A 19,044-nucleotide genomic window follows, 5' to 3' on the forward strand; every position below is an offset into this window, starting at 1 on the left:
ACACAACCCAGAGGATACCCGGTTTCCGCAGGATAACCCATTTCTCCCTGGGTGACGGCCAGGGAATTCCCTGGCGATGGCCGTCACTGCCGCTACCCCTGGGGCCCGAGGGGCGCGGTGATGCCCCGCGGGGCCCGCGGGAGCGGGTACTGAACGGCTACTGAGCGGTGAAGCCGCCGTCGACCACGAACTCCGAGCCGGTGGAGAAGGACGCCTCGTCCGAGATCAGGTAGAGGATGAGGTTACTGACTTCTTCGGGCTCCGCGATCCGGCCCAGCGGGGTGGCGGCCTTCACGGCGTCAAAGACCTCGATATTCGTCCGGATGCCGCCCGGGTGGACGGAGTTGACCCGGACGCCGTGTTCGGCGAATTCGAGGGCGGCAGCTTTGGTGATGCCCCTGACCGCGAACTTGGTCGTGACGTATGAAGTGACGTTGACCGAACCCACCAGTCCTGAGGTGGAGGAGACGTTCACGATCGACCCTCCGCCGTTCTCCTTCATGGAACCGAGCACCGATTGCATGCCCTTGAAGACGCTGTAGACGTTGACCTGCAGGACCTTCTGGAAATCCTCGTCGCGGAGGTCCGCCAGGGCGACGTCATTGGGGCCGACGATACCGGCGTTGTTGACCAGACCCGCCACGGGGCCGAAGCTCTCTTCCGCCCGCTGAACGACATTCGCCCAGTCAGCTTCGGAGGCCACGTCCTGCTTAACGAAGATCGCGTTATCGCCGATGTCCTCGGCTACGCGGGTGCCGGCGGCTTCGTCGATGTCGGTGACAACGACCTTAGCGCCTTCCCGCGCCAGGAGATGAGCACTTGATGCTCCGATGCCGTTTCCGGCTCCGGTGACGATGACCACCTTGCTATCGACTCTTCCCATGATTAACTCCTCTTTAATTGGTTTTACGTTCCAATTGCGACGCTACCACTCCGCGGGCATGCGGGTATTTCCCGTCGGGGAGAAACGATGACGATCCGCAGCGCCAGCAGCCTGACAACGACAGAACCCGAACACACCGGAGTGCGTTCGGGTTCTGCGGGGTGAAACGTGCGCCGACGGCGGTAGAGGGCAGGAAGCCCTAGCCCTGGTCACCACCGGCGACCGGGAGGACCGAGCCGTTGATGAAGCTGGCCTCGGGGGACGCCAGGAACACGATCGGCGCGGCCTGTTCGGCGAGCGTGCCGTAGCGCTTCATCAGGGAGGAATCGATGGTCTGGTCCACAATCTCCTGGTACCAGGCCTGCTCCTGCTCACCCTCCGGTCCGGGGCCACGAGGGACCCGGCGCTCCGGGGCGAGTGTGCCACCGGGGGCGGTGGCGACCACACGTACGTTGTGGTGCGCGGCCTCCAGCGCGAGTGCCGAGGTCAGGGCGTTGACTCCGCCCTTGGAGGCGGCGTAGGGGACACGGTTGACGCCCCGGGTGGCCACCGAGGAGACGTTGACGATCGTGCCGCCACCGTTCTCGATCAGCGCCGGCAGCTCTGCCCGCACCGACCAGATGGTGGTGAACAGGCTGCGGGTGATCTCCTTCTCGATCTGGTCGGGCGCGTAGTGCTCGAAGGGGCGGGCCCAGATCGTGCCGCCGACGACGTTGATGGCGACGTCGATGTGCCCGAACTTCTCCTTGGCGGCGGCGACCATGGTCTCCGCGCCCTCCCAGGTCTCCAGGTCAGCGGTCGCGGAGCCGATCTGGCCGCCGGTGACCTCGGCCAGTTCCCGGGCGAACTCATGCACCAGCTCGGAGCGGTCAACGAGGAACACCGAACCATTCTCATAGGCGATGCGCTGGGCGACCGCCTGTCCGATGCCCTGGGCCGCCCCGGTGACCAGAACGTTCAGTCCCTTGTACCGGTCCGGGGTGAAGAGTTCCGGGGCTCCTTCGACGCCTTCTCCGACAGGTGCGCTCACTTCTCAGCCTCTTCCAGTTCGCCCTTCTCGGCCTGCTCCTCGATTGCGGCGTCCATGGTCGAGATCGCGTGCTCGTTGTGGTTGCGGATCAGATCGCGGAGCTTGTCCTTGTCCTTCGCCTTCAGTGCATCGATGATGTCGAAGTGCTCCTGGGCGATGTGCGGTTCCATCCAGGTCGTGTTGACCAGCCGCTTCTGCATGACCTCAACGATGTTGAGGTTGCGGTAGGCCGCCAGCATGGAGGGGTTACCGGTGCGGTGGAAGAGGAACTCGTGGTAGCCGTTGTTCGCCTCGGTGTAGGCGACCGGGTCGAGCAGCTTCTCGCCGTCGATGAAGGAGTTGGCCTTCTCCGCCAGCTGGGTGAGCTTGTCGAAGTCTTCCTCGTCCAGGTTGTCGATCATCAGCTCGATGGCACCGAGCTCCAGCGCCATGCGGGCCTCGAACTGGGAGCGCGAGTCCGCCTGGGCGATGTGGACCTCGCCGGTTTCGACGCCCGGTGCGGAGACCGTGACCTCGGAGCGGGAGGCGCTACCTTCGCCGCCCTCGGTGCGCTCGACGACGACGGTGTTGTTGTCGTTGGAGCCGGCGGCGGAGGAGAACTTCTCGTAGTAGAAGTTCTCCGGCGGGTTCGGCTGGTCCTGCAGGAACTTGCGCACGGCCTCGACCATCGGCGGCGGGCCACACAGGTAGACGTCGGCTTCACCGTTGTGCAGGTGCTCGTCCGCGTCCATGTGGTCGGTGACGAAGCCCTTGCGCGGGTGGTCCGAATCCGGGTCGGAGACCACGGTGAAGTAGTCGAAGTCCGGCAGCCGGTCCTTGAAGGTGTCCAGGTGCTCCAGTTCGACGAGATCGTGGTCGAAGGTGGCGCCGTAGATCAGGCGGACGGGCACATCCAGCAGCTCATCCTCGGTCAGCTTCTCCAGGATGGACATGACGGGAGCCAGCCCGGTGCCGCCGGCGAGCAGCAGGATCGGATCGAGGGGCTCGCGCAGGAAGAATGAGCCCATCGGACCGGTCAGGTTGAGGCGGTCGCCCACCTTTGCCTGGTCGGTCAGGTACTCCGACATCAGGCCGCCGCGGGTCAGCTTGACCAGGAAGGTCACGATGTCCTCGGAGGGGCCGGAGGAGAAGGAGTAGGAACGGTGGTCGTCCCAGGTGGGGACCGAGACGTTCATGTACTGTCCGGGAAGGTAGTTGAGCTTGTCCCGTTCCTCGATCTTCACCGAGAACTTCACGGTGGACTCGGAGAGCCGTTCCAGAGTCTCGATGGTGCCGATCAGGGTGGAGGCACCGGTCTTGGCCAGCACTGACGTGGTGGCGATCTGCACGACCATGTCGGTGTGCGGCTTGGTCTGGCAGGTCAGGATGTACCCCTCGGCGAACTCATCGTCCGAGAGTGCATCTTCGATGAACTCTCCTTCGTCGAAATCGCCTGACTCGCAGAATGATTTACAGGTACCGCAGGCGCCGTCACGGCAATCGAACGGGATGTTGATGCGTGCCTGGTATGCGGCGTCCGCGATGGTCTGATCCTCTTCACAGTCGATGAAACGGGTGATGCCGTCTTCGAAGGCGAGAGCAATCTGTTTGGTCATGAGGGGAACCTCCTAGGGGTGGGGATGATTACAGGTGGTAGATGTCGACCACGTGGTGGATGAAGTCGTTCTTGAGAACGATCTTCTTCTTCGCGATCTTCGGAGCATCCCCGGAGACGTCAATGGTCAGCGTCGTCGTTCCGAAGTAGTGGTCGGTGGTCTTGTACCGGTAGTAGTAGGTGATCCAGTTGTAGGTGACGTCAACCTCGCCGTCACGCTGCTCGAGGATCTCCAGGTTGGTGATGTTGTGCCCGGTGCGCGGCTCCGGAAGGGAGGTGGCGGAGGAGCGCTCGGTGCGGATGCGGAAGACACGGTCTTCGAGGCCGCCCCGGTTCGGGTAGTAGATCAGCGAGATCTCCTTCTGGGGATCCTCGGTGAGCTTGTCTGAGTCGTCCCAGGCGGGCATCCAGTACTCCACGTCCTCGCGGTAGCACTCGAGCCATTCCTCGAAGCGACGGTCGTCGAGCAGGCGGGCCTCGTAGTAGAGGAAGTCCTCGATCTCTGTTCTGGTGATGGTTGCGGTGTCAGCAGTGGTCATGGTTCTTTCAGCTCCTGTGCGTTGGGTGTTCTGGGCTGGGTCGGAGGGCTGGACCTAGCCGCGGCGACGGCGACGACGGGTCGGGGCCTCGGCCTTGGCGGCAGCCTTGGCGGCGGCGCGCTCCTTGGCGAAGGCGACCGTCACTGCGGCGGAGTCCTCGTCGTCCTTCACGTGCTTGACGGAGGAGTTCTCGGCCTCGACGGCCTTACGCATGGTCTCTTCCCAGTAGCCGTGCTGGATCGGGTACAGACCCTCATCCTCGGCCTTGGCGCCGGAGGAGAGCACCTCATTCAGGCCGAGTGCGAGAGCCTTGTCATTGGCGCCCTCAGACTGCTGCTTCAGACCACGGGTCATGTCGTTCCAGGGGAAGGAGCTGGCCTGGTAGGTCTTCTGGCAGGAGCGGAACTCTTCCAGGTCATCAGGGGTGGCCATGCCGGTGGCGTTGAAGAAGTCCTCGTACTGGCGGATCCGGGCGGCGCGGTTTTCCGCGGACTCGCCCTTAGGAGCGATGCACCAGATGGTGACCTCGGTCTTGTCCACGTCGATCGGCTCGAGACGACGGATCTGGGTGGAGAACTGGTCCATGATGTAGACGTTCGGGTAGAGGCACAGGTTACGCGAAGCGTTGACCATGAACTCGCCGCGCTCGTTGCCGTGCATCTCCTTCAGCTCGTCCAGACGGCCGTAGACGGGACGGTCCTCCGGGTTGCCCCAGGTGGTCCACAGTGCGAGGTGGCCGTAGGGGAAGGAGAAGTAGCCACCGCCCTGCTCGCCCCAGGAGCCGGCGTCCATGGCCTTGGTCTCGTTCTTGGACTCGCCGGTGCCACGCCGGGAGGTGGTGGCGGCGTAGTTCCAGTGGACGGAGGAGACGTGGTAGCCGTCGGCGCCGTTCTCGGCCTGCAGCTTCCAGTTGCCGTCGTAGGTGTAGGTGGAGGAACCACGGAGCACCTCAAGTCCCTCGGGGGACTGGTCGATCAGCATGTCCAGCATGACGCGGGTGTCACCGAGGAACTCATCCAGGGTGGGCACGTCAGCGTTCAGGGAACCGAAGATGAAGCCGCGGTAGTTCTCGAACTTGGGGATACGGCGCAGGTTGTGGGAGCCCTCGGTGTTGAAGTTGTCCGGGTAACCGCCGTCCTTCTCGTCCTTCACCTTCAGCAGGGTGCCGTCATTGGAGAAGGTCCAGCCGTGGAACGGGCAGGTCAGGGTGGTGCGGTTGTCCGTTTTCTTGCGGCAGAGCATGGCGCCACGGTGGGAGCAGGCGTTGATCAGACCGTTGAGCTCGCCATCCTTGGAACGGGTGATCACCACCGGCTGCCGGCCCATGTTGGTGGTGAAGTAGTCGCCCGGGTTCGGAATCTGGGACTCGTGTGCCAGGAAGATCCAGTTGCCCTCGAAGATGTACTTCATCTCAAGGTCGAAGATCTCCCTGTCGGTGAAGATCTCGCGGTTGACGCGGACAATGCCCTCGTCAGGGCGCTCGTCAAGCGCGCGGTCGATGATCTCATGTGCACCGGAGGTGGGGCTTGTCATGGGTGAAAGTCCAATCTGTTCGGTTCGGGTGGAGGCTGCCACTTCATCTCCCGGCCGGGGCTGGCCGAGACTAAACCACCTGGTGGCCAGGGGAGTTAGAACGTAGAGAGGTGAAGCGCTCCGCCGATCAATGGAATCGTGACTCCAATCACCTGTGGTGATGGTTGCTGTCCACTATGCCCGCCCATGTCCTGCGTCACACTAGGGGAAAGCCTAGGAACGGGTCGGGGGACAACGTTCGTGAAGTGTGGTATCAGTCTCAATTGTCGCCATCACCTGCGGCAAGACTGTTGTAGTTGGGTTTGTTTGATTTCGCGCGGGAAACGGGAAAATCAGGTCCGAATGGGGGTGGGTGGGGGTAGGTGTGGCGTCCCTGGGGCGCGGCGGGGCTGGGGTGGTGTTTGTTCCGGAGGGTGGCGTGCGTCCGTGGGCTGGGCGGAACTGAGGGTGCTGTGCGAGGGGTGGGGTGCCGCGGAGGGGGAGTGTGAGCTGCGTGGGCCCCTTCCGGCCATCGGAATGTATGGACGGGGGGTAACTTCCCGTGTGGGTTGCCACCCCCGTTATCGGTGGGGGTTCTGGGGGATATGCCTAGGTTTGATTCGGGGGAGAAGGGGGTGAAAGTGAACGGGCTCACGGACTCTTCCGGTGTGAGCTGCGACAATTTGAGGAGTCCATGCTTCCCGGATAGGTAAGGATTGCCTATTTAATAAGGTGGCGCAGATTGCATTTGATCGTGAGTAGGGACACAGTAGTAGCAGGCCAGCGCACTGCATCACCACACTGTGCTGGAGCAACACTTCCCAGTCCATTTATTGAGGAGACAGCACGATGACTCAGGCTGACGTCAATCCCACTGCCCACGATTCGGGCAACAAGGCCACGGACAAGTTCAAGAACGAGGCCGTCAAGTCCGACACCTCCAAGGAGCGCGCCAACGCCATCTACCAGGATGTGCTGGCAGCACTGGGCGAGGTCGCCCAGAAGCACGAGGTCACCTACGACGAGTACCGCGTTCTGAAGAACTGGCTCATCCAGGTTGGCGAGTACGGCGAGTGGCCGCTGTGGCTGGACGTCTTCATCGAGCACGAGATCGAGAAGGTCAACTACAACCGCCACAACTACACCGGCACCAAGGGTTCCATCGAGGGCCCGTACTACGTCGAGAACGCTCCGGAACTGCCGGCTGAGTGCGAGATGCCGATGCGCGACAAGGACAAGGCCGCCACCCCGCTGTTCTTCCAGGGTCAGGTCACCGACGTCGACGGCAACGGCCTGGGCGGCGCCACCGTCGAGCTGTGGCACGCCGATGAGGACGGCTACTACTCCCAGTTCGCTCCGGGCATCCCGGAGTGGAACCTGCGCGGCACCATCGTCACCGATGAGGAGGGTCGCTACAACATCAAGACCCTGCAGCCCGCTCCGTACCAGATCCCGACCGACGGCCCGACCGGCTGGTTTATCGAGTCCTACGGTGGACACCCGTGGCGCCCGGCCCACCTGCACCTGCGCGTGAAGTCCCCGGGCTACCGCGAGATCACCACCCAGCTCTACTTCCAGGGCGGCGACTACACCGACAACGATGTCGCCACCGCCGTGAAGCCGGAGCTGATCCTGGATCCGCAGCAGGACGATCAGGGCAACAACGTGGTCAACTACAGCTTCGCGCTGGACAAGGAAGACTAAAACCCCTGAAGTTCCCCGTTCCCCTACTATCAACATGGGGGACGGGGACTTTCCCGTATCTACCCTCTTGTCATTTTGTGATTAGGAAGTGAACATGGCTGACCTGACCATCAATAAGGTTGAAACCCGTATTCTCGACGTCCCGCTGTTCCGCCCCCACGGTTTCGCGACGACCACAGCCACCGCCCAGCCGATCCTGCTGGTGACCGTGACGCTGGAGAACGGCGTCGTCGGTTTCGGCGAGGGCGTTGTGCCGGGTGGCCCCTGGTGGGGTGGCGAATCGGTGGAAACCATGCAGGCGATCATCGAGCGCTACCTCGCCCCGGTGATGGTTGGCCGTCCTGTCAACGAGCTCTCCGGCATCCTGGTGGACTTCGAGAAGGTCGTGGCCAATGACCGCTTCGCCAAGGCGGCCGTCGATATCGCCATGCACGACGCCTGGGCCCGTGCGCTGGACATCCCCCTGGCGGATCTGCTGGGCGGCGCGTTCCGCAAGGAGCTGGACGTCACCTGGGCGCTCGGCGTGCTGCCGCTGGATGAGGCCGTTGGCGAGGTCGAGGAGAAGATCGCCGAGACCGGGCACAAGAGCTTCAAGCTCAAGATGGGATCCGGCGATCCCGCCACCGACACCCAGCGTATTTCCGAGCTCGTGGAGAAGCTCGGCGACCGGGTCAGCTTCCGCATTGATGTCAATGCCCGCTGGGACCGTCTGACCGCCCTGCGCTTCCTGCCGAAGCTGGCGGAGGCGGGCGTCGAGCTCTTCGAACAGCCCACGCCGGCGCATGATCTGGATACCCTGCGCGAGATCACCACCCGTATCGGTGTGCCGGTCATGGCCGACGAATCCGTCTGCTCCCCGGCCGACGCCCTCGAGGTGGTCAAGCGCCAGGCAGCCGATGTCATCGCCCTGAAGACCACCAAGTTGGGTGGCCTCAAGGAGTCGGCCAAGGTCGCCGCGATCGCCGAGACCGCCGGTCTGGCCTGCCACGGAGCCACCAGCCTGGAGGGTCCCTTCGGCACCGCGGCGTCCCTGCACTTCGCGGCCGCCACCCCGGCGATCTCCTACGGCACGGAACTCTTCGGTCCGATGCTGCTCAAGGAGTCCTACACCACCGAGGACCTGGTCTACGAAAATGGTGTGGTGAAGCTGCCCGAGGGCCCCGGTTCCGGACTGGAGCCGGACTGGGACAAGATCGAAAGCTTCACCCGCAAGTAATCCGCCCCGAGATCTGAAATCAGGAGATTTTCACACATGCTGTTTCTGGCACGAATGGACGTCCACTTCCCCGAGTCGATGGACGCTGACACCGTCGCCGACTTCCAGGCGAAGGAGAAGGCCTACTCCGGCGATCTGCAGGAGAAGGGCATCATGAAGGCGATCTGGCGCGTGGTCGGCGAGTACGCCAACTACTCCATCTACGACGTCGACGACCACGACGAACTGCAGAGCATCTTCCAGAACTTCCCGATGTTCAAGTACATGGACGTGCACGTCACCCCGCTGGCCAAGCACCCCAACGCGTTGGAGTACTACCTGCGCGGTTAAGCTCAGCTGCTGACCGGGGCCCTTCGGGGCCCCGTTTTTCTTCGTTTATCGATGCCGCGGCGGGCAACCGCTGCCCACCGCCCCAAGGAGAGGCACATGAGTATCTTCCACGTCCTGCTGAGCGAGCAGATCCCGCACGACATGGACCCGGAGATCAGGGCCGACCACCGCGACCGGCACCGCACCTATCTCCGTGAGTTGCGCGAGGCCGGCGTGCTCCTGCACTCGTGGCGGGCCGTCGGCACCCGCGATGATCTCGCGGTCTTCCGGGTCGCTGACTCGGCGGAGTTGCACGCGGTACTGCTCGCGGCGCCGTTGTTTGATTTTCTGCGGATGGAGATCACCGCCCTGGTGGAGCATCCGGATCCGGAGCGGGGATGAGGAAACCCCGGTCCCTGCGCGGGGGCGGAGCCGAGAGCGCGGGGCCGGGGCGTCGTGAAGCAGCGGTGTCAGACGTTGAGTTTCTCCGGGATGGCCTCCGCCTTCTTCTCGGAGTAGGGGCGGATGCCCACCAGGACGAAGGCCGTCAGGGCGACGATGACCGCCGCTCCCGTGTAGAGCGCGGTGGGGGACCAGCCGGCGTCGAAGAGGTAGCCGACGACCACCGGTGCGGAGACCGCCCCGACGCGGCCGGCCGCCAGGGCCACGCCCACCCCGGTGGCGCGCAGGGTGGGGGAGTAGCTCTCCGGGGTGATGGTGTACATCCCGGTCACGCAGCCGTTGAGCAGCATGCCCACGGCCACGCCGGCGGCGAAGGCGATCGACGGCAGCGCAGTGGTGGTGATGAAGACGACCAGCACCACGGATGACAGCAGGGAGAAGACGATGAGCAGACGGCGGGCGTTGAGGCGCGTGGTCAATGCACCGTAGATCAACGAACCGATGGTGCCGCCGAAGGAGAGCATGATGCCACCCACGATTCCTTGTTCTGCGGACATGCCGGTTTCCGTCAGGAGCTTCGGGGTCCAGGAATTGGCGAAGTTGAAGCCGAAGTTGATCAGACAGAACGCTGCCCAAATCTTGAGGGTGACGGCCAGGTAGCGGCTGTTGAACAGGTCCCGGATGCGGGTCTCGCCGACGGTTGACGCAGGCTCACCCAGGGTGACGGGCTGCCGGTGGCCGAGACGCGCGGCGATGGCCCGGACCCGTTCCTCGTCACCGGGGGCACGGCGCGCGCGCAGGAACTCGGTCGACTCCGGGAGGAAGATCACGGTCAGCACGAGGGCGACCGCGGTCAGGACGGCGCCGGCGAAAAACACCGACTCCCAACCGTGGGTGGGAATGAAACGGTTCGCCAACAGTCCGCACAGGGACGCGCCCAGGCCGTAGCCGGCGGCGTAGATGCTCATCGCCAGGCCGCGGAAGCGGGCGTTGGAGTTTTCGGAGACGATGACCGTGACACACGCCAGAACACCACCGACGCCGATGCCGGTGAACACGCGGTAGAACAGGAGTTCCGCGTAGGAGTCCGCGGTGGTGGACAGGATGAGCCCGGCCAGGTCGATGATGGTGGCGGTGACCAGCAGTTTCTTGCGTCCCCACCGGTCGGCCAGCGGTGCCAGGAGCAGAGAACCGACGCCCACTCCGAGCAGCGCGGAACTGAGCAGCCAGCCGAGCTGGGTACCGGAGAGCCCGAAGTCCTCGGAGACGGCGTTGGCGGTGAACGCCATGGCCACCAGGTCGTAACCGTCGAGGGCGTTGAGGAACACCGTGATGGCGATGATGAACCACTGGTAGGTGGTCATGCGGGAAGAGTCTATGAGCTGACGGATGTCCACGGATTGCCTTTCGTGGTCGAGCCGCACGGGGCGGTACCGTGCGGGTGGACGAATCTGATTCGTGGATATGGCAGCTGCACCCAACCCCTCGGGACCGGGGCTCCGGGGAGGGATGAAGAACAGGAGGCATATCGCTGTGCCCGGTTGCATACCGAGCTGTCTATGGACAGTAGTGCAACAGCACCGGGGGCGAAACTCTTTGGTGAATTTTATTCATCGGGTTCGGGCGGGTGTCGAGATCCTGACTCACATCCCGCAGAGGGCCACCACCAGCGCCAAGGCGAACGTGAGCGGCAGACTTTTGAGGTGATAACCCATCATCCCCGATGGCGCGTTCACCCCGAATACGATGTCGACCATGGTCAGATCGGTATTCGCGCGGGGTCGCCCTCGTCGGTATCCGGTCCACAGTACCGCTGCCAACACCAGCGGAACCGTCAGGGCCGGCAGGCTCATGCCCCAGATGAAGCAGATCATGCCGGCTGCCATGAGGCCGTGGATCAGCAACACCACCAGGGGCAGCCGGGAGGGGACCCCGATGCGCGAGAACAGTCCTGTCAGCTGTGGCAACCTCCAGCACACTGTCTGATGGTACTGGGGCGGGGCGGGCCCGGCTCCGGGGGAATGATCTGTGCGTGGCCCGCAAGGCATACGTAAGTTACCGTCGGAAAATGCTGGATTCGCCCGGAAAAGCCGCGCAACTCACGTATGGATTGCTCCGGCAGGTGAAAACCCGTGGGAAAGTCGCCATTGCTCAGGTTCAGGCCAATAACCCTTAACTACACCCCTGGCCCCACCCTGGGTCAAACTGTAATCTGCATCTCTGCAGGTCAATGGCGGGCGACCAGAATCCTCTCGTTCATATAGCGAACGACTTTGTGCTCTGTGACCTGAGTCCTACCGTAGGTACTCAACACCTCCCGTCACGCAACTGAAAGGGTTGACTGTGCCTCTTCCTCTCTTCGCCCCCACCGAGGGTGCCTACGCACCGTTGCACTTCCCGAAGTACAAGACCACCATCAAGCGCAACCCCAACAATGACCTGATCATGGTCCCGCAGCGCCTCGGCGAGTTGACCGGCCCGGTCTTCGGGGAGCGCGACTTCGGCGACGTCGACAACGACATGACCAAGGCGAATGACGGCGAGGCCATCGGCCAGCGCATCTTCGTCCACGGCCGCATCCTCGGCTTCGACGGCAAGCCTGTCCCGGAGACCCTGGTCGAAGCGTGGCAGGCCAACGCCGCCGGCCGCTACCGCCACAAGAACGACTCCTGGCCGGCACCGCTGGACCCTCACTTCAACGGCGTGGCCCGCACTCTGACGGACAAGGACGGCAACTACAGCTTCTACACCGTCATGCCGGGCATGTACCCGTGGGGCAACCACCGCAACGCCTGGCGCCCGGCCCACATCCACTTCTCCCTCTTCGGCCGCCAGTTCACCGAACGTCTGGTCACCCAGATGTACTTCCCGGGCGACCCGATGTTCTTCCAGGATCCGATCTACAACTCCGTGCCCGCCGGTGCCCGCGAGCGCATGGTCGCCACCTTCGACTATGACGAGACCCGCGAGAACTTCGCCGTGGGCTACAAGTTCGACATCGTCCTGCGCGGCCGCAACGCCACCGTCTTCGAGTAGCCCCCGCCCAGCTCATCCACCTTCAGCCAAGGAGAAGCAATGACCATCATCGACAGCGACCCGAACAACGAGATGCGTTGGGAGGTCTCGAACATCCGCGACCAGGACGAGGCTGAGGCGGGCATCATGCCCTCCCAGACCGTGGGCCCCTACGTCCACATCGGCCTGACCCTCGACGGCTCAGAGGTCATGGTGGAACCCGGCACACCGGGCGCCACCCAGGTCACCGTCTCCGTCACCGACGGCGATGACCACCCCATCGCCGACGCCATGATCGAGATCTGGCAGGCGAACGAGGAAGGCGTGTTCAACTCCCCGCTGGACCCGCGCACCGGGGAGCAGGCCACCGCCGAGGGCTTCCGCGGACTGGGCCGGGGCATGGTCGACGAAAACGGCGCGGTCACCTTCACCACGCTGGTGCCCGCCGCCCACGACGACGAAGAGGCCCCGCACCTGAAGCTGGGGGTGTTCGCGCGCGGCATGCTCGAGCGCCTCTACACCCGGCTGTACTTCCCGGAGAACGACAACAGCACCGACCCGGTCCTGAACGCCGTTCCGGAATCCCGCCGGCACCTCCTGATCGCGGAGAAGACGGACAATGGCTACCGGCTGGACATCCGGGTCCAGCACGAAAACGCCGACCGGGAAACTCCCTTCTTCGGACTCTAGGAGCAGACATATGTCGTTGAGCAGATCAGATTACGTCGACCTGGCGGGCGGAAACACCGCCGCTCACCGCCACCTCTCGGACGAGGCTTTCCTACGCCAGATCCTGCGTTTCGAACGCGAGTTGGCCACCGCCGCGGGCTCCGCTGACGTGCTCGACGACACCCAGGTGGCCGCCGCGCACGCCACCATCGACGGCTTCGACCTCGACGTCGACGCCATCGCCGCCGCCTCCGCCAGCGGCGCCAATCCGGCGATCCCGATCGTCAAGGCGCTCAAGGCCGTCGACGCCACCGGCATCCACCCCGGGGCGACCAGCCAGGACGCCATAGACACCGCGCTGGTGCTGTGTCTGAAGGAGGCGGGTGAGCCGTTGCTCACCCAGCTGGCCGAGGTCCAGAAGATCCTGGTGGAGCTCGCCGAAACCCACCGCGACACGAAGATGATCGGCCGTACTCTCGGACAGCAGGCCACGCCGACCACCTTCGGGGCCGTCGCCGCCGGATGGCTCGAGGGGACCACCGCCGCCACCGCAGACCTGGCCGACGCCCTGCTCGACCTGCCCGTCCAGTACGGCGGGGCCACCGGCACCCTGGCCGCCACCCACCCGCACGGGCTCGAGATCCAGGCGCGGCTGGCCGCACAGCTGCGGCTGCGCCCCACCCCGATCGTCTGGCACACCAACCGCTACCCGCTGATCCGCGTGGCCACCGCACTAGCCGCCGTGGCCGGGGCGGTCCGCAAGATCGCCGGCGACGTCGTCTGGCTCTCCGCCACCGAGATCGGCGAACTCCGCGAGGCCAGTCCCGGCGGTTCCTCCGCCATGCCGCACAAGGCCAACCCGGCTGCGGCAGTGGCCTGCGACGGTTACGCCCGCCGCACCCCGGCCCTGGCCGCGACCATGCTGGACGCGATGGACAGCCGCCACCAGCGCGGGGTGGGAAGCTGGCACGCCGAATGGCCCACCATCCGTGAACTGGCCGCGGCCACCGCCTCCGCCGTGGCCCGGATCCACGCCAGCCTGAACGGGATCACCGTCGACGGCCAGGCCATGGCCCGCAACCTCGAATACGCCGCCACCGGCGACCAGTCCACCGGACACGCCGGGGAACTGGTCGACGCGGTGCTGCACAACTGGAAGGAAGAACAGCACTCATGAGTGAGAACCAGGAATACGAGACCGGTCGCGCCGCCGCCCACGAGGTGGGCATGGCAAACCGACGAGCCGTGCTCGGCGACGCACACGTGGATGCGGCCGTCGCCAAGCAGACCCCGACCACCGAGATGTTCCAGGACTTCATCACCCGCACCGCCTGGGGGGACATCTGGAACCGGGGCGCGCTCGACCACACCCAGCGCCGCCTGCTCACCATCGCCATCCTGACCGCCGTCGGCAATGACGGCGAGCTCGACATGCACATCCGCGCCGCCCTGCGCGCCGGGGTGGACCAGGACCTCATCGGCGAGGTGTTGCTGCACACCGCCGTCTACGCGGGGGTCCCCAACTCCAACCACGGATTCAAGCTGCTGGCCGCCGCCGTCGCGGAAGCCGGATAGCTCCGGGGCAGCACCCGCCAACTCCAGCCATCCCCACTGAAAAAGGAAGATCCATGTCGCACACCCCAGTTGCCATCATCGGTGCCGGCCCGGCCGGCCTGACCCTGTCCCACCTGCTGCACCAGCACGGCGTCGAGTCCGTGATCTTCGAGTCCCGCTCCCGGGAGGATGTCGAGGAGACCGTCCGCGCCGGAGTGCTCGAGCAGGGGACCATGAACCTCATGCGGGAGACCGGGGTGGGCGAGCGCATGGACCGTGAGGCCGACATCGACGAGGCCATCGACATCTCCATCGACGGGCTGCGCACCCGCATTGAGCTGACCGAGCTGACCGGCCACCAGATGGCCGTCTACCCGCAGCACGAGTACCTCAAGGACTTCATCGCCAAGCGGATCGCGGACGGCGGCACCATCTACTTCAACACCTCCGTGGATGAGGTCAGCGGCTACGACGGTGACCGGGTCACCGTCTCCTACACGGATGAAAAGGGCGAAAGCCAGACTCTGACCAGCGATTATGTGGTGGCCGGGGACGGGTCGAAGTCACCGTACCGGAAGCCCGTCCTGGAGCTGGACGGCGCGGTGCGCGACCGGCACGAGTACCCCTACGCCTGGTTCGGGATCCTGGTCAACGCCCCGCAGACCCAGAAGGAGCTGATCTACGCCACCCACGACCAGGGCTTCGCGCTGATCTCCACCCGCACCGAGACCGTGCAGCGCTATTACCTGCAGTGCAACCCGGACGACACCGTGGAGCAGTGGTCGGATGACCGCATCTGGTCCGAACTGCATGCCCGTGTGGATTCTGCGGATCTGCAGGTCTCCGAGGGGGAGATCTTCGACAAGGCCGTCCTGCGCTTCCGTTCCGCAGTCACTGATCCGATGCAGCGCGGCCGGCTCTTCCTGGCCGGCGACGCCGCCCACACTGTCCCGCCGACCGGCGCCAAGGGACTGAACCTGGCGGTGGCTGATGTCGCCGTGCTGGCGCCGGCGCTGGCCCGGGCCGTGAAGCGGAACAACCGGGATCTGTTGGACCGGTACTCGGCCCTGGCAGTGCCGCGGATCTGGAAGGCCCAGCACTTCTCCTACTGGATGTCGTCGATGCTGCACTCCGTCCCCGGGGACCCTCACTTCCAGCACCAGCGTCGCCTGGCGGAACTGGAATCCGTACTCGCCACGGAGGCCGGGCGCACCTACCTGGCCCAGCAGTACGTGGGCAAGGACCTGCCGACGTTCGAGGTGTAGGGGCCCGGCCGGTCACGAGTTCCTAATCCGGCCCGCCCGCCTAACCCCGCAACAGTGCCTGCGGCAGCTCGGCCCGGGAGGACAGCCCCAGCTTTTTGTACACCCGGGTCAGGTGGTACTCCACGGTCTTGGTGGACAGGGACAACTCGCGTGCTGCGCCACGGTTGGTCGCGCCCTCGGCCACGAGCGCGGCAATCTGCTCCTCCTGCGGCGTCAGCCCCAGCCGGTTGGGACGCCTGCCACCCACACCGCCAGCCCGCCGCTCCACGGCGCAGCGGTGCACCATCGTGGTCGCCCCCATCATGGCGAAGACCTCCTCGGCGCGGGCGAAGAACTCCTCCGCCCGGGAGCGGCGCCCGATCCGGCGCAGCACGGCCCCGAACTCGAAGAGAATCCGGGCCTCATAGGCCGGCAGGTTCCGGTCGGTGATGGCGTCCACCGCCTCCTCCAGGCTTTTTACTCCCTCCCGCGTCATGCCACGCTGAATCTGGATGCTGGCCCGCGGAACCAGATTCTTCGCGTGCAGGGAGACGATGCCGCTGCCGCGGTAGCGTTCCTCCGCAGCACTCATGACCTCGTCAGCGGCATCGATTTGCCCGGCGGCGATCAGCGAGTTGGCGTAGATGTCCTCCCAGGGCCAGAATCCCGGCTGCTGGGTGTCTGTGGTGGAGACGATGTTCTTCAGGTTCTTGCCCGCGCGCAGGGCGTCGCCGAGTTCGGCGGCGGTGGAGGTGACGATCATCCGGCCCATCGCCGCCGGCAGCCGCTCCAGGAGGAAGGAGTCCGCCGAAGTCTGCATCCGGGACAGGTAGTGCCGGGACAGCTCGGCCCGGCCACTCATGGCGGTCACCTGGGTGCCGGTCCACAGCAGCAGGGGATTGAGCAGCGGGGCGCCGGTGGATTCGGCCAGCGCCAGGCCCCGTTCCACGACAGCCGCGGCCTGGTGCCATTCCCCCAACACGTAGTGGGTACGGGCGAGAAAGCCCAACTGCCACAGGCCGACCAGCTCAGAATCGCCCCGCACCCGGCGCGAGAGCAGCTCCCGGGAACGGACCGCGTCATCCTGGATGAGCGAGATCCACCCGGTGATCAGATCCGCCTGCTGTTGGCGGCGGATGTCGGGGAAGGACAGCTCCCGCGGCCGGGCGCCGGTGTCGGCGGCGTCGATGAGCATCTGGAAGGTGCTCGCGTCCGAGCAGTGCGGCAGCCACCTCCGGATGCCGTCCAGGTCCCAGTTCGCCAGATGGTGCACCAGTTGCCGGTCGGCGAGGGTGGGGGAGTCGCCGGCGCGGACGAACTCCCGCTGCGCCCGCTGCCGTTGGCCACCGTAGACGGCGAGGTAGCCCCGCAGTTCCGCGACCTCATTGCCACTGCTCTCCAGCTCCAGCCGGGCGGAACCCAGATCAGCGTGGTAGGTGAAGGCCTCGGCGTTGTCCAGTGGGGTTCCCCACGGGCGCTCCACCTGGATGCCCAGACGTTCTCGCAGCGCGTTTTCAATGTGGGGCGGGGTGTCCGCGCGGGTGATCGTGCGGTGCTGCGGACGCCGGAACCGCAGCTGGTCATTCTCCCGTTCCAGTACCCCCGCCTCGATGAACTCACCGGCCCGGGTCAGCTCCTCGGGGCTCAGCTGGTCCACCGGGCAACCATCGGCAGGTAGCGCGACCAGCCGCAGGAGATCATCGCGGAGATCACGGTCGCGCCAGTACTCCGGGATCGGGAGGGCGGGATCCGGAGTGGCCCAGTGGGTCAACGGTGCGGCGTCGAGCAGTTCCCGGATCAGCTGCGGTAGCCCGCCGGCGGCGTCGTGGATGCGGCGGGCGGTGGCGGCGTCGCAGGTGCCGACGACCTGACGGGCCAGCTCCGCGGTTTCCGGCACCGAGAGCGGGGGGAGGGAGAGGACATCGGTGGCGGCGTCCATCCGCCGCGGTGAGGTGCCCAGCAGGATCAGCCGGGGGCTCCCCGGCCGGTGGACCCGGGCGAGGATCCGGTGGAGATCCGCCTCCGGGGCGTGGTGGACGTCGTCGATGATGAGGACGGCATCGGAATCCAGCTCGCCGGGGAGCTGGGACAGGGCTGCCGTGCCGGGCAGCGCGCGCGTCTCCACGGCGTGGTACCCGGGGAGCTGGGAGGCGAGCTCGCGGGCGAAGTGGCCCTTGTCCACGCCCTCGGGTCCGGTGACGAGCAGGAATCTGCCGGTGTCGGTTTCCCGGAGCTCGGCGAGGATGCGGCGCATCAGCAGGAGCCGGCGCGGCAGGAGTCCGGTGGTGAACATGAACCCAGGGTACCGCCACAGGGGTGGTTGCCAGGGGGTCGGGCACGGGTGCCGGTCATCCGGTCCGCCGGGGCGGTGTCCGCATGCCGCCCACCCCCGGAACGGGCGAGGGCCGACAACCCATGCCGGGGGCGGGTAAAGAGCGGCCGGGGGTCTAGGCCTGGTCGCGGGGCATGATGTGGATGCGGTCGATGTTGACGTGCTTGGGCTGGGCGGCTGCCCAGCGGATGGCCTCGGCGACGTCCGCGGCGGACAGGTTGAGCTTGTCGGCGTAGACGGCGTCGGCCTTCTCCTGGTCACCCTTGAATCGGACGAGGGAGAAATCGGTCTCCACCCGGCCTGGGTCGATCTGGGTGACCCGGACCGGATCGCCGACGTGTTCCAGGCGCAGCACGCGGGTCAACGCGCCCTCGCCGAACTTGGCGGCGTTGTAGCCGGCACCACCGGCGTAGGCGGTGAACGCGGCCATGGAGCCGATGTTGATCACGTGTCCCTCGGCGGCGATCAGCTTGTCCAGCAGGGCACGGGTCATCCGCACGGTGCCCAGCACGTTGACGTCGTACATCCACTGCCAGTCCTCGAGGTCGGCGTCCTTGACCGACTCCATGCCCTTCGCGCCACCGGCGTTGTTGACCAGCAGGTCCACGCGGTCGAGCTGGGAGGCCAGGGCGTCCACGGATTCCTGGGAGGTGACGTCCAGCTCGATGGCGGTGCCGCCGGTCTCCCGGGCGACGGCCTCGATCTTGTCCTTGCGGCGGGCAGCGACGACGACGTGCCAGCCTTCCTGCGCCAGAGCTGCCGCGGTGGCCTTGCCGATGCCGGAGGAGGCTCCGGTGACTACTGCGATTTTCTTGTCGTTCGGGATACTCATGGAAGACATTGTGGCGCTGCACACGACCCTGTGCAGGCGGTCACCCCCTCCGGAGCGGAGGGCAGCGGGCGAGCCGGTGGCGGGGCGGCGGAATGGCGCAGCTCACCACGGCTGCGTACCAGTTCGTATGATGAACGTCCGTACCCCCGGTGAATGGACCCTGCCCCCGGTCCGGGAGGAGCGCCGTCGGCTGGCACAGCCCGCGCGGG

Annotated in this window: 18 protein-coding genes; 9 read left to right on the plus strand and 9 right to left on the minus strand. The window is 65.6% G+C overall.

All coding sequences use genetic code 11. The annotated features are described in order from the left end of the window. Positions 1–157: 157 nt before the first annotated feature. The 5 genes from ACQCVD_RS05750 to benA all read right to left on the minus strand — a co-directional run bounded on the left by ACQCVD_RS05750 (position 158) and on the right by benA (position 5,579). Positions 158–883, minus strand: coding sequence for a glucose 1-dehydrogenase (locus tag ACQCVD_RS05750; RefSeq protein WP_426822760.1), 726 nt, complete (start codon positions 881–883; stop codon positions 158–160). 199 nt (positions 884–1,082) lie between these two features. Beyond that, the gene (benD, locus tag ACQCVD_RS05755) at positions 1,083–1,913 is read right to left on the minus strand and encodes a benzoate diol dehydrogenase BenD (RefSeq protein WP_426822761.1); all 831 of its coding nucleotides are present in this window, start codon (positions 1,911–1,913) and stop codon (positions 1,083–1,085) included. Further along, a complete protein-coding gene (gene benC, locus ACQCVD_RS05760; RefSeq protein WP_426822762.1) occupies positions 1,910–3,508 on the minus strand; it encodes a benzoate 1,2-dioxygenase electron transfer component BenC in 1,599 nt (532 codons plus the stop codon). Before benC ends, benD begins: the two co-directional genes overlap by 4 nt. A 28-nt stretch (positions 3,509–3,536) precedes the next feature. Continuing rightward, on the minus strand, positions 3,537–4,046 hold the full coding sequence (gene benB, locus ACQCVD_RS05765) for a benzoate 1,2-dioxygenase small subunit (RefSeq protein WP_426822763.1): 510 nt from the start codon (positions 4,044–4,046) through the stop codon (positions 3,537–3,539). Positions 4,047–4,100: 54 nt separating this feature from the next. After that, entirely contained in the window at positions 4,101–5,579 is a 1,479-nt protein-coding gene (gene benA / locus ACQCVD_RS05770; RefSeq protein ID WP_426822764.1) for a benzoate 1,2-dioxygenase large subunit, read from the minus strand. Between the two features lie 828 nt (positions 5,580–6,407). On the opposite strand from benA, the gene catA reads away from it, so the two are divergent. The 4 genes from catA (at position 6,408) to ACQCVD_RS05790 (ending at position 9,189) form a co-directional block, all read left to right on the plus strand. Beyond that, positions 6,408–7,262 carry a catechol 1,2-dioxygenase gene (catA, locus tag ACQCVD_RS05775; protein WP_426822765.1) on the plus strand — a complete coding sequence of 285 codons (855 nt, stop codon included), beginning with the start codon at positions 6,408–6,410 and terminating at the stop codon, positions 7,260–7,262. Positions 7,263–7,356: 94 nt separating this feature from the next. Beyond that, a complete protein-coding gene (locus tag ACQCVD_RS05780; protein ID WP_426822766.1) occupies positions 7,357–8,478 on the plus strand; it encodes a muconate/chloromuconate family cycloisomerase in 1,122 nt (373 codons plus the stop codon). Between the two features lie 36 nt (positions 8,479–8,514). Then, on the plus strand, positions 8,515–8,808 hold the full coding sequence (catC, locus tag ACQCVD_RS05785) for a muconolactone Delta-isomerase (RefSeq protein ID WP_426822767.1): 294 nt from the start codon (positions 8,515–8,517) through the stop codon (positions 8,806–8,808). Between the two features lie 96 nt (positions 8,809–8,904). Next, a complete protein-coding gene (locus ACQCVD_RS05790; RefSeq protein ID WP_426822768.1) occupies positions 8,905–9,189 on the plus strand; it encodes a muconolactone Delta-isomerase family protein in 285 nt (94 codons plus the stop codon). Positions 9,190–9,257: 68 nt separating this feature from the next. Here ACQCVD_RS05790 and ACQCVD_RS05795 read toward each other — a convergent pair whose 3' ends face one another. Both ACQCVD_RS05795 and ACQCVD_RS05800 read right to left on the minus strand, forming a co-directional pair. Then, positions 9,258–10,553, minus strand: coding sequence for an MFS transporter (locus ACQCVD_RS05795; RefSeq protein ID WP_426822769.1), 1,296 nt, complete (start codon positions 10,551–10,553; stop codon positions 9,258–9,260). Positions 10,554–10,832: 279 nt separating this feature from the next. Next, a complete protein-coding gene (locus ACQCVD_RS05800) occupies positions 10,833–11,156 on the minus strand; it encodes a hypothetical protein (RefSeq protein WP_426822770.1) in 324 nt (107 codons plus the stop codon). Between the two features lie 376 nt (positions 11,157–11,532). Between ACQCVD_RS05800 and pcaH the strand changes: the two genes are divergently transcribed. The 5 genes from pcaH to ACQCVD_RS05825 are packed head-to-tail and all read left to right on the plus strand — an operon-like array spanning position 11,533 to position 15,692. After that, entirely contained in the window at positions 11,533–12,225 is a 693-nt protein-coding gene (pcaH, locus tag ACQCVD_RS05805) for a protocatechuate 3,4-dioxygenase subunit beta (RefSeq protein WP_426822771.1), read from the plus strand. A 45-nt stretch (positions 12,226–12,270) separates the two neighbouring features. Next, a complete protein-coding gene (pcaG, locus tag ACQCVD_RS05810; RefSeq protein ID WP_426822861.1) occupies positions 12,271–12,894 on the plus strand; it encodes a protocatechuate 3,4-dioxygenase subunit alpha in 624 nt (207 codons plus the stop codon). 10 nt (positions 12,895–12,904) lie between these two features. Then, positions 12,905–14,050, plus strand: coding sequence for a lyase family protein (locus ACQCVD_RS05815; RefSeq protein ID WP_426822772.1), 1,146 nt, complete (start codon positions 12,905–12,907; stop codon positions 14,048–14,050). After that, positions 14,047–14,448, plus strand: coding sequence for a 4-carboxymuconolactone decarboxylase (gene pcaC, locus ACQCVD_RS05820; protein ID WP_426822773.1), 402 nt, complete (start codon positions 14,047–14,049; stop codon positions 14,446–14,448). The genes ACQCVD_RS05815 and pcaC overlap by 4 nt, the downstream gene beginning before the upstream one ends. Before the next feature lie 53 nt (positions 14,449–14,501). After that, a complete protein-coding gene (locus ACQCVD_RS05825) occupies positions 14,502–15,692 on the plus strand; it encodes a 4-hydroxybenzoate 3-monooxygenase (RefSeq protein WP_426822774.1) in 1,191 nt (396 codons plus the stop codon). Between the two features lie 40 nt (positions 15,693–15,732). Here the strand turns inward: ACQCVD_RS05825 and ACQCVD_RS05830 are convergent, their stop codons facing one another. Both ACQCVD_RS05830 and ACQCVD_RS05835 read right to left on the minus strand, forming a co-directional pair. Further along, a complete protein-coding gene (locus ACQCVD_RS05830; protein ID WP_426822775.1) occupies positions 15,733–17,964 on the minus strand; it encodes a LuxR C-terminal-related transcriptional regulator in 2,232 nt (743 codons plus the stop codon). Between the two features lie 154 nt (positions 17,965–18,118). Continuing rightward, positions 18,119–18,844 (minus strand): SDR family oxidoreductase, encoded by a 726-nt coding sequence (locus tag ACQCVD_RS05835; protein WP_426822776.1) that lies wholly within the window; start codon positions 18,842–18,844, stop codon positions 18,119–18,121. Positions 18,845–19,044 lie beyond the last annotated feature (200 nt).

The organism is Corynebacterium halotolerans, assembly GCF_050107895.1.
GTDB lineage: Bacteria > Actinomycetota > Actinomycetes > Mycobacteriales > Mycobacteriaceae > Corynebacterium > Corynebacterium halotolerans_B.